This window comes from Halorubrum sp. GN11_10-6_MGM (assembly GCF_005435165.1).
GTDB lineage: Archaea > Halobacteriota > Halobacteria > Halobacteriales > Haloferacaceae > Halorubrum.
In genome coordinates this window covers 39,598-50,173 of record NZ_SGUC01000023.1, presented here as the reverse complement: position 1 = coordinate 50,173, position 10,576 = coordinate 39,598, and the positions used below count along the sequence as shown (strand labels likewise).

Here is a 10,576-nt window from a genome sequence, read left to right as displayed (position 1 = left end):
GCTGGCGACGTGGCGCCAGCAGGGACGCAATCCTTACGACGAACTCAGGCGAGTTGTCCGCGACAACGAGATGATCTCACGGGATCAAGCTGCTCCGATTGTTGAGTCTTCAGGGTAAACACGTACCTTATAAACAGCCGATGGCGGATCGGCAGTGAACACGGCCGAAGCCCCAGCCGCGAGGCGGGCGCACGCTCGCCGCGCTCCTCGGTCGCTCGTTTCACTCGCTCCCTGCGGTGCTTGGAGTCGCCTGCGCCCGCCTCGCGGCTGCCCCTTCGAGTCCCACCCCGCACAGCCCCGCACCTCACACCTCCCCAGCCTCGTCGCTCACTCCGTTCGCGACTCACTCGCGCGTGCTCCTCGCGCCCTCCGGGCGCTCGCAGGCACGCGCCACCGCACTGATTTATAAGTGAACGATGCTGCCGCTCACCGGTCGGAACGGATCGGGCCGACACTCGGCTCAGCGCCGCGCCCAGTCGAGCATCCGCGCGTAGAAGGGATCGGAGTCGAGCGCGTCGGCGTCGCCGACGAGCGTCAGCTGCTTTTTCGCCCGGGTGAGCGCGACGTTGATCCGGCGGTGGTCCTCGAATATCGGGCCGTCGAGGTCGCCGGTCGCGACGAACGAGACGAGAATGACCTCCTTCGAGGAGCCCTGGAAGCGGTCGACGGTGTCGACGGTCACATCGGTCCGGCGGCCGATCTCCGCGACCTGCGCGCGGAACGGGGCGATGACGCCGATGTCGTCGGGGTCGACGCCGGCGGCGACGTAGGCGTCGACGACCGTGGCGACGCGCTCGGCCTCGCGGACGTTCCGGTTGCCGTCGCGCTCGCCGTCGGGGTCGACGAACCCCACGCCGCCGGTCAGCTCGGGCGCGAGCGCGTCGGGGTCGACGCCCAGGTCCGCGAGGGTCTGCCCGGCCACCTCGGGGGTCGCGGGGCGGAGCGCGCCGTCGTAGAACTCGGCGGAGGCGAACGCCTGAATCCGCTGGCTCATCCGGTACTGGCGGTCGAGCATGACGCTCGCGTCCGGATACGTCTCGATGAGCCGCTGGAAGAGTGAGGTCTTGAGGTCGTTCTCGGCGCGGACGACCGGCGGGAGCTGCTCGTGGTCGCCCACGAGGACGAACCGGTCCGCGAGGTTGATCGCGGCGTGGGTGCCCGGCTCCGTGAGCTGCGAGGCCTCGTCGACGAGGGCCACGTCGAACTCGCACTCGCGCATGACGCGGGAGCCGCAGGCCGCGGTGGTGGCGGCGACGACCGGGGCCTCGCGCAGCTCGGCGGCCTTCGCGTTCGGCTCGCCACGTTGGACGAGCCGCACGTCCTGCATGTCGCCGCGGACGCCGGTCTCGCTGCCGACCCGAAGCACCTCGTCGAAGCCTTGGTCGCGCAGCGCTTCGAGCGCGTTGTCGACCGCCCGGTTCGTGAACGCCGACAGCAACACCCGGTTCCCCTCCGCGACCAGCGCCCGGATCGTCCGGGCGATCGTGTACGTCTTCCCGGTCCCGGGCGGCCCGTGGATCAGGGCGAGGTCCTCGGCGTCGACCGCGAGCTCGACCGCCTCGTTCTGGGCCGCGTTGTTGCCGATGTACGCGTCGGGCGCGTCCGGGTCGTCCGTTCCGGGGCTGCCGGCCGGACGGTCGGCCGGGTCCCGGAACTCGGGCTCTCGGCGGCCGAACAGCACGTCCTTGCGGTCCGGCTCTCCCTTTAAGACCGCGTCGTGGAGCGCGGTGAGCGAACGGTCGACGGAGATCTCCGAGGGGTAGACGTCGAGGCGGCGCAGCTCCACCGGCTCGTCCGTCTCGACGACGACTTCGTCGCTCCCGAGCCGGGTGATCCGACCGAGCTCGGCGTGGCCGCCGACCGGGTCGCCGTCGCTCGCGAGCGCCACGTCGCCCTCGCGGAGCTTCGAGACGGCGTCGTCCGGCTTCCGGGCGCGCAGCTCCCAGCGCGCGTCGTCGATCTCGGTCCGGCCGGTCGGTTCGAGGTCGATCAGCGCGCGGTCGTCCGCGGCGCGCTCCGCCGGCGTCTGCTCCCACAGCTTCCGGTACTCGGCGTGGGTCTCGCGGCGCTCCTCCTCTAAGGCGACGTAGAAGCGGTCGAAGTAGTCGCGCTCCGCGTCGGGCACCGGCGTCCCGATCTGTCCCGCCTTCGACTCCTGGTCGAGGCGCCCGGAGACGACCATACAGGCGTCCTGCTCGAAGCAGTAGCTACACGTCGCGTCCGCCTCGTACCCCGTCGGCACCGTGGGGCGCTTGCCGGGGTCGTTGAGCGCGCGCCACTCCATCGCCGCGAGGGCGTTGCGCTCGCGCACGACGAACTCCAGGAAGCCACGCCCGACCGTGAACTCCTTGGCGGGCGCGAGGTCGCCCGACTCCTCGTTGCGGTCGAGGGCGGTGTTTTTCGTGTACAGCAGCGTGCCGATCTCCGGGTCGACGCCCCGCTCGTCGAGCATGAGCGCGTAGCAGGCGGCCTGGACCTTGTCGTGGAACCGCGGCTCCCGCTTGGTGTTCTTCCCGGTCTTCAGCTCGACGGGCGTGTCGCGCCGGAGCGCGTCGGCCCGCCCCTTTAACCCGAACGTGGGCGAGATGAGCGAGAACTCGGGGCGCCACGTGTCCTCGTCGCCGAGCGTCCCCTGCGCGAGCCACCCCTCGACGGCGGCGGCGTTGCGGCGCACCTCGTCTTCGACCTCTTCAGTCTCGTAGCCGAGCAGGCCGAGTTCCAGCCCGGCCTCCGCGACGCGGTCTTTCACCGACGCCTCCAGCTCCATCCCGCGCAGCAGGTCGCCGAACACCTCGTGGACGATGGTTCCCTTGACCACCGGGTAGTTGAGCGGGATGCCCGACAGCTTATTCAAGTAGTACATCCGCGGACACTGGACCCACGACCGGATCCCCGTCACGTCGACGAGGAAGTCGGGCTGGAGGACGACCCACGACTCGTCGGTCGTCGCGTACCCCGCCTCTCCGCGGTACTCGTCCTCTTCGGGGTCGGTGACGAGGAGTTCCATCCCCGGTTCGGCGTGCTCGGCCGTCTCCGTCCACTTCCCCCACAGCGTCACGTCGACCGGGTCGCCCGCGCCGCGGTCCGGCCGGACCCGCACCTCGCGGAGGTCGCGCTCGCCGTACGACGTCGACACCGTCCGCGCCTCCCCGACGGAGACGATCGGCCCCCGAACGTTCACGCCACCGTTCGGCGGCGGCACCGAAAAACGCTGTCGGTGGTGGGCGTGGACCCGCGTCCGTTTCCCCGTTCGGCCGCCACCGACACGCTCTTGCGCTCGGCCCTCCGACTCGTCCACCAGCATGCGCGTACGAGACTGGGACGATATCCTCGCGGACGTCGCGAGCGACTCGACCGACCCCGACGGCTGGCGCGCGGTCGCCGGCTCCCGCCGCGGCGGCCTCGGCGAAGACCTCTACTTCGGCCACCCGAGCGTCGGTCTCTACCACCTGAAGACGTACGCCAAGAATCCCCGCGACCTCCGCGGCGTGGGGACGCGGGTCGCCCGGAAGGTCGACGACGAGCTGGACCCGCTCCTCCCGGACGCCGACAACGACGGGCGCTTCGCGGTCCGGTCGGCGCCGGAGGACGAGGACCACGCCGAGGAGATGGCGACGCGGCTCACGGAGACCCTGAAGGTCCACGCCGAGGCCCCCACCGACCCCGACCACCTTTTCGAGGACGTGATGGAGGCGGTCGAGTCGCCCGCGTTCGGCCCCATGGAGTACGAGTTCGACGGCCGCCCCGACGAGCTCGACGAGCTCTCGGACACCTTCGAGGAGGCCGAAGAGCTTCTCACGAGCGAGCTCGACGACCTGATCGAAGACGACGACGTCGACCGCGGGTTCCACTGACGCCCGGGCGATCGACCCGACCGCTCTCCCGAACGGAGCGAGTCCCGCCGCATCGGTTTTGTCGCTCCGCCGTCAACAGTGGGCATGGGACTCAAAGAAGACACGGCGAACGGCGTAATCTCGCTCGGCATCGGTGTCGCGGTCACGTGGCTCACCGCCGGCGACGGCGACCACGACACGACGGACCTCCTCGTCGCGGTCGCTATCAGCTCGTTCCTCTCGGGATTCTTCACGAGCTACTTCGCGAAGTGACCGCCAACCGGTGACGGCGGTCGCGGTCCCGCTCAGATCGCCGTCACCCACGCGCGGTACGCCTCGTCGAGCTCGTACACCTCGCGGAAGGCGCGCTCGACGAACCCCGCGACGCGGTTCGCGTCCGACCGCGCGGTGACGACCGCGTTCGTCCCCTCGGCCTCCTCCGGGCTGACGAGCTCGTCGATCCGGAACTCCGGGAACTCGCCGAGGAGGTCCTTCAGCCGGTCTAACTCCTCGTCGGTACAGTCCATGATGAGCTCGGTGCCCGCCAGCTGGATCCACGGGGGCACCTCGCCGCCCTCGGTGTCGTCGCTGTCGGGGTCGACGTCGACGGTCATCACGTCGCCGGAGCGCGCGCGGTGCGCGGCGGCGGCGTCGGCGAACAGCTTCAGCCGCTCGGCCTCGCTCGCGGCGTCGAATCTGGTCATACCACCGCTCGGCCGCGACGGGGCTTAAAAATCGTCACTCCCGTTCCGTCTCCGCCAGCACGTCGTCGACGGTCGACAGCGTCCGCTCGGCCTCGGCGAGCCGCTCGTCGGCCTCGCCGCGCTCGATCAGGGCCAGATCGTCGCTATCGAGCGCGTCGCGCACCTCGGCCGCGCGACGGAGCCGCTCGTACTCGTCGCTCCGCGCGAGCTCGCGGACGGAGCGCAGGGTGGCGACGGCCTCGTCGTCGGCGATCCGGCCGACGAGGGGGACCAGCTCGTCGATCTCGTAGGCGAGTTCGTCGCCCGGCTTCGGCGGCCAGTCGAGCGTCAGCGGCTCGCCGTCGAGCCGTTCCAGGTACGTCCGGTGGACCGCGACCGCGGTCCGGAGCGCGCCCGGGTCGTCGACGTAGTGTTCGAGCTTGGAGTTCGTGTAGTCGGCGTACTCCAGCAGCGTCGCCGGCGGCTCCTCCCCCGCGGCGTGCGTCTCGACGTACTCCGCCAGGTCGGTCGGCGGCACGTCGACGTCGACGAACGGGGTCGAATCCGCGCGGTCGAGGAAGTCGAACACCTCGCGGGCCGACGCCGACTTGAAGAACTCCCGGAACGCCTCGCGGACCGCGTCGTCGTACTCGTCGATCGGTCCGCGCAGGCGGTCGAGGTCGGCGTCGAGGTCGGCGTCGGCCATCTCGGCCACCTCGCGGAGTTCGTCGACCCGCGCGTCGAGGCGCTTGCGGGCCTCGCGGGCCGCCTTCCGGGACGCCCGGTAGTCGTCGACGGCGTCGTCGTACGCCTCTAGCAGGTCGACGAACTCCCCGGCGGGCTCCAGCGCCTCGCGGGCGGCCGCGAAGTCCTCCGCGGAGAGGCGGCGCTTGTCCACGGCCTCGTCGGCGGCCTCGAAGGCGTCGGCGGCGGGGAGGTCGTCGTCGACGTCGACCGCGTCGCCGAACTCCCCCCGGAAGCGGACGTACGACTCGAAGTCGCCGGAGCCGACCGCGTCCTCCTCGAAGCGGTCGAGGATCCGGTGGGCGTTCCGGTACGCGTCGGCGGCGCCCTCCACCCGGTCGCGGCCGTAGCCGTCGATCCGGGACTCGATCCGGCGGAGCTCGTCGTAGCGCTCGCGGAGCCGCGCGGCGGCCTCGCCCGCTTCGGCGACGGGGTCGTCCCCCTCGCTCTCGGCCGCTCCCGACGCGGCGCCGACAGTCCCCTCGGCCATCGGTCAGTACACCTCGTCGGGGTCGAAGACGCGCTCGCCGACGTTCTCGCCGTCCACCGTCCGGTGGAAACACGACCGGTGGCCGGTGTGACAGGCGCCGCCCGCCTGGTCGACGAGGTACAGCAGCGCGTCGGCGTCGCAGTCGACCCGGACCTCGCGGACCGACTGGGTGTGCCCGGAGGTGCCGCCCTTGTGCCAGATATCCTCGCGGGACCGGGAGTAGTAGTGGGCCTCGCCGGTCTCGCGGGTGCGCGAGAGCGCCTCGGGCGAGACGTACGCGAGCATCAACACCTCGCCGGAGTCGGCGTCTTGGGCGACCGCGGGCACCAGCCCGCTCTCGCCGAAGTCGACGTCGATCGGCTCGGCCTCCGCGTCGGCGTCACTCATGGCTGTCCGGAGGCGTGGCGCTCGAATAGTCCTTGTGCCTGCGGTCGTCCGGTGGGACCGTCGCTCGGAGCGCCCCGCCTCGACGCGGCCGGCCCCGACGCGCCGCGGGACGCGGCTACTCCTGCCGCAAAAAGAGCGCGTCGCCGTCGGCGTACGCGTCAGGCCGCCGCTCGACGACCGCGAAGCCGAGCGACTCGTACAGCGAGAGCGCGGCGTCGTTGTCCGGGTGCGCCTGAAGCGTCACCGCGCCGTCGGCGTCCCCGATCGCGGCGCGGAGGAGTCCGCGGGCGCGCCCCTCGCGCCGGTATCCCGGTTCGACGACGAGTTCCGCGACGTGGACGCCCGGCCGATTCGGCGCGTCGACCGGGAGCAGGTAGCCGACGACGCGCCCGTTCGCGACGCTCACCCGCGCGGCGCCCACGGCCAGTCCGTACTCCAGCAGGTCCGGACTCGGCTGTCGGAGGTGCGACTGGAGCGCGCGGATCCGGTCGGCGTCGGCGGGTCGCCCCGGACGGACACGGGGGTCGGGGGCGTCGCCCTCGTCGGGCCCGCCCCCGCCGCCGTCGCCATCGTCGGCGTCCCGGTCGTCGTCGCGCTCGCCTCCGCCCGGGTTCGAGGCGTCCCCGCCCGCCATCTCAGACCACCGCCCAGAGCGCGACGGCGACGGCGGCGCCGCCGAGCGTCGCGAGGAAGTTCACGGTCTGGTTGCCGATCCGGTCGCCCTCGATCAGCGCGCCGAGGAGGCTGTCGACGGTCATCCCGGCGACGCCCGCGGCGACGACCGCCCCGGCCGCGGCGACGCCGCCCGGGGTAACCGGGTCGAGGAGGGGTGTCCCGCCGGCGGCGAGGGCGCCGACGAGGAGCGCGCCGGCGAGGCCCGCCAGCTCGCCCTGCCAGGTGATCGCGCCGTCCGTCCCGGGCTCGACGCGGCGGAGCGTCGTCACCAGCCGCGGGCCGTCGAAGAGGCCGCCGATCTCCGAGGAGAGGGTGTCCGCCATCGCGGTCGCCGTCGCGCCCGCGAACGCGAAGCCGAGCGGCGCCGCCGGGACCGCGAGGTGCGGCGCGGCCGCGTAGCCGACCACGGCCGCGAGCGCGACCGCGGAGTTCGCCAGCACGTTGCCGGTGCTGCGAGCGCCCTCGTTCTCCTGGGCGACCCCGCGGGCGGCCTTCTCGTCGAACCGGTACTTCGAGGCGAGCCCCCCGATCGCGTAGAAAGACATCAGCGTCAGGAACCAGCCGACGCCGCCGAGGACGACCGCGAGCAGCGCCGCAACGACGCCCGTGAGCATCCCGGCCACCGAGGCGGTGCCGATGGCGAAGGAGACGTAGCCGAGCGCGCCGGTCACCGCGAGGCCGGCGACGATGAGGGGGGCGTCGACGGTGGGCTCCAGTGCGAGGAACCCCCACGTCGCGAACGCGACGAGGATCGTCGTGATGTGCGCGTCCCGAGAGAACACCAGCGAGCGGATGAGCGCGGCCGTCAGCGCGGCCGCGGCCGCGAGGAAGACGAGCAGGGGGACCGTCGCGCCGTCGACCGGGGCGCCGGTCTGGAGGCGCACCGCGATCTGTCCGAGGAGGGCGGCCGCCGTCCCGGCGGCGACGTAGCCCGCGACGAGCGGGAACTCGTCGCCCGTCCGCCGGGAGACGAGGGTCCGCCCGAGGCGACCGGCGCCGACGGCGAGCGTCGCGGCCGCGAACGCCTCGTACGGCAGCGGCGCGCGCGGCAGCGACGCGAACAGCGCGAGGCCGGCGCCCGCGAGCGCGAAGGAGACGAGCCCGTAGAGGCGTTCCGCCTCGCGGTCGCCGGGCAGCGCGAGCGTCTCGAACCACTCGCCGTCGCGGACGCCGAAGAACGCCGCCCCCGCCACGGCGAAGAAGGGGACTGCGGCGGCGGTGTCGAGCGTCGGCGCGAGGGCGGCCAAGGCGGCCACCGCGGCGAAGATACTCGCGCGTCGGAGCCTCCGTATCACACCCTCGGCTACCCGCGACGACCACTTAACGGTCCCGACAGCCGTCGGGCGGTCGATCCGGGCGTCTTCCCCCGATCAGTACCGGTACTCGTTGAACTGGACCGCGTGGCCCTCCAGCACACGGACGGACTCTTCCGAGTCCGCCTCGTCCTCGCCGGTCTGATCCTCGTGTGAGTCAACCACTGTCATATGCGAGCGGTACATTCGCTCGTACATAACTGTTGTCCACGCAGCGGACGTTGTCGGCGGTTGGTTCGACGGTCGCTGTCGACGATCTGTCGCCGCCCCGTCAGCCGATAACTCGGCCGATCTGCCCGAGGTGGTCGATCACGTGGTCCGGGTCGACGTCGGACGCCGAGAGGGTCGCCTCGTCGGTGACGCCCGAGCGGACGAGGACGGTCGTCATTCCGGCGCGGGCGCCGAGCGCGATGTCGGTGTCGAGCCGGTCGCCGACGACGAGACACTTCTCGGCGGGGTACGGGAGCCGCTCGCGCACCATCTCGATCGCGGTGTCGGAGGGCTTGCCGAGGACGGCGTCGGGGTCGCGCTCGGCGACGCCCGCGATCGCGTTGATCACGGCGCCGGACCCCGGGACGTCGCGCTCGGGGGCCGGAATGACGACGTCGGGGTCGGTGCCGATGAAGGGAACGTCTCGTTCGAGGGTCCACAGCGCGGTACAGAGGTCCTCGTAGTCGAACTCGCGGTCGATCGAGGCGACGAGGGCGTCGGCGGCGCCGACGTCGTCGGTCGTCGAGAGCCCGGCCTCGGCGAACTGGTCGATCAGTCCGGACTCGCCGATACACAGCAGGTCGTCGTCCGCGTGGTGCTCGCGGAGGTACCGCGTCGTCACGCTGCCCGCGGTGAAGACGCGCTCCGCGTCGACGTCGTACCCCGCCGCGCCGAGCCGGTCGACGTACGCGGGCGGCGCCTTCGTCGGGTTGTTCGAGACGAACAGCGTCTCGATCCCGGCCTCCCGGAGCCGCCCGTAGCCCGCCGGGGCGCCCGGGATCGGATCGTTGCCGCGCACGACCGTGCCGTCGACGTCGAGGACGGCGCCGCTGAAGTCCATACTCGCGGTGGGGGCGCCACGGTCGTAGGGGTTGCGCCGTCGTCGCCCCGGACCGCGCGACCGCGCCGGACGAACGCCCCGGATCCGGTCGCGAGATCGATCGCGAACTCGGTGCCGGTTCCGATCACGAACCCGACACCGATTCCGATCACCAACCCGACACTGATTCTGATCACGAACTCGGTACCGGTTCCACCTTCGGGATAACGGAAGGGTAAAGCGGCCGCGTTCCGTATCGGTGTCTACTGTGACGACGACCCAGGTGACCCTCGTCCAGATCGACAACTACGGCCCGTGGACGACGACGCCGGAGCCGCGCCGGGAGATGGACCTCCAGACGCTCCAGTCGCGGCTGTTCGCCGACGTCGCCCAGTTCCTCGGCCACCGCGACGCCTACGTCTTCTTCACTCGCTTCGACAACATGATCGCGGTGACGAACGGCGTCGACGGCGCGGCCCACGCGAGCCTCCAAGAGTCGATCGGCAACCGCTACCCGGTCAGCGTCAGCCTCGGGACCGCCGTCGCCGAACGCCCGGTCGACGCGCTCGAAGCGGCGAACCGGCGGCTCCAGACCGAAGGGAGCGCACAGGACGAGAGTCGGACCGAGGTGCTCGCCGGCGAGTACCTCTCCGAGACGGATCGGTCGGACCTCCAGATCGCGCACTTCGACGTGGTCAACGCGACCGGCAAGTACACTGACCGGCTCAACGAGTTCGACACGTTCATCAACATCGAACGGGCGTACGGCTCGCTGATGCGCCACCTCCGCGAGGCGCACGGCGCCCTCTCCTTTTTCGTCGGCGGCGACAACGTCGTGGCGGTCTGTCCGGACCTCCCCGAGCGGGCGTTCTCGTCGGCGGTCGCCCACGTGAAAGACGACGTCGACATCGAGCTTCAGGTCGGCGTCGGCCGCGGCGCGTCCGCCCACGAGGCCGGCTTCGCGGCCAAACACGCCCTCGAAGAGTGCCGACACGACGGGACGAGCGTCGAGCTGTTCGCCGCGCCCGCGGCGAGCGACTAGCGCCCGGTCACGCTGACGGTCGATTCCCGGGAGGCACGCAGGAATCAAATTTGATAATTTCGGTGCGGGTTTTATATACACCTGTCGGCTATCCCCGGATAGCATGTCAGAGGAGATAGTGTTCGTCTGTACGGCGGACGGCTGTGACGAGGGCCCGTGGGAGGGCTCGCACGACGCGATGGCACACTGCTCCGAGCATCCCGACCACGGCTACACCGGGATGCCGCGGTCGGAGATCCATCCGTCCCACGAGGTGATCCCCGCGACCGCGACGCGGAAACGCGACAACCGCAACCTCCAGCATAAGGGACACCCGAAGGGTGCGTACGCACAGAACGACTGACAGGTCCCGGCGGGCGAGCCGCGACCCCGGCGTCCG

At 71.5% G+C, this 10,576-nt stretch carries 11 protein-coding genes; 4 read left to right on the top strand and 7 right to left on the bottom strand.

What is annotated here, in order from left to right; all coding sequences use genetic code 11:
- Positions 1-460: 460 nt before the first annotated feature.
- Positions 461-3,181: an AAA domain-containing protein gene (locus EXE46_RS11690; protein ID WP_137688570.1), complete on the bottom strand. Its 2,721-nt coding sequence runs from the start codon at positions 3,179-3,181 to the stop codon at positions 461-463.
- Positions 3,182-3,302: 121 nt separating this feature from the next.
- On the opposite strand from EXE46_RS11690, the gene EXE46_RS11685 reads away from it, so the two are divergent.
- Positions 3,303-3,854 (top strand): hypothetical protein, encoded by a 552-nt coding sequence (locus tag EXE46_RS11685; RefSeq protein WP_137688569.1) that lies wholly within the window; start codon positions 3,303-3,305, stop codon positions 3,852-3,854.
- A gap of 84 nt (positions 3,855-3,938) precedes the next feature.
- On the top strand, positions 3,939-4,106 hold the full coding sequence (locus EXE46_RS17185; RefSeq protein WP_004596778.1) for a hypothetical protein: 168 nt from the start codon (positions 3,939-3,941) through the stop codon (positions 4,104-4,106).
- A gap of 32 nt (positions 4,107-4,138) precedes the next feature.
- On the opposite strand, the gene EXE46_RS11680 is transcribed toward EXE46_RS17185, so the two are convergent.
- From EXE46_RS11680 to EXE46_RS11655, 6 genes are all read right to left on the bottom strand, one after another.
- Positions 4,139-4,537 (bottom strand): hypothetical protein, encoded by a 399-nt coding sequence (locus tag EXE46_RS11680; protein ID WP_137688568.1) that lies wholly within the window; start codon positions 4,535-4,537, stop codon positions 4,139-4,141.
- A 34-nt stretch (positions 4,538-4,571) separates the two neighbouring features.
- A complete protein-coding gene (locus tag EXE46_RS11675) occupies positions 4,572-5,750 on the bottom strand; it encodes a hypothetical protein (protein ID WP_137688567.1) in 1,179 nt (392 codons plus the stop codon).
- A gap of 3 nt (positions 5,751-5,753) precedes the next feature.
- Complete coding sequence (gene hisI / locus EXE46_RS11670; RefSeq protein ID WP_137688566.1) at positions 5,754-6,137, bottom strand: phosphoribosyl-AMP cyclohydrolase; 384 nt, start codon at positions 6,135-6,137, stop codon at positions 5,754-5,756.
- 115 nt (positions 6,138-6,252) lie between these two features.
- Positions 6,253-6,771, bottom strand: a complete 519-nt coding sequence (locus EXE46_RS11665) for a GNAT family N-acetyltransferase (RefSeq protein WP_241981546.1) — start codon at positions 6,769-6,771, stop codon at positions 6,253-6,255.
- A 1-nt stretch (position 6,772) separates the two neighbouring features.
- On the bottom strand, positions 6,773-8,107 hold the full coding sequence (locus EXE46_RS11660) for a DUF92 domain-containing protein (protein WP_137688565.1): 1,335 nt from the start codon (positions 8,105-8,107) through the stop codon (positions 6,773-6,775).
- Between the two features lie 289 nt (positions 8,108-8,396).
- Entirely contained in the window at positions 8,397-9,176 is a 780-nt protein-coding gene (locus EXE46_RS11655) for an HAD-IIA family hydrolase (protein ID WP_137688564.1), read from the bottom strand.
- Between the two features lie 247 nt (positions 9,177-9,423).
- On the opposite strand from EXE46_RS11655, the gene EXE46_RS11650 reads away from it, so the two are divergent.
- Both EXE46_RS11650 and EXE46_RS11645 read left to right on the top strand, forming a co-directional pair.
- Positions 9,424-10,197, top strand: a complete 774-nt coding sequence (locus EXE46_RS11650; RefSeq protein WP_137688563.1) for a GTP cyclohydrolase III — start codon at positions 9,424-9,426, stop codon at positions 10,195-10,197.
- Positions 10,198-10,300: 103 nt separating this feature from the next.
- Positions 10,301-10,540: a hypothetical protein gene (locus tag EXE46_RS11645; protein WP_137688562.1), complete on the top strand. Its 240-nt coding sequence runs from the start codon at positions 10,301-10,303 to the stop codon at positions 10,538-10,540.
- The last annotated feature ends 36 nt before the right edge of the window (positions 10,541-10,576 follow it).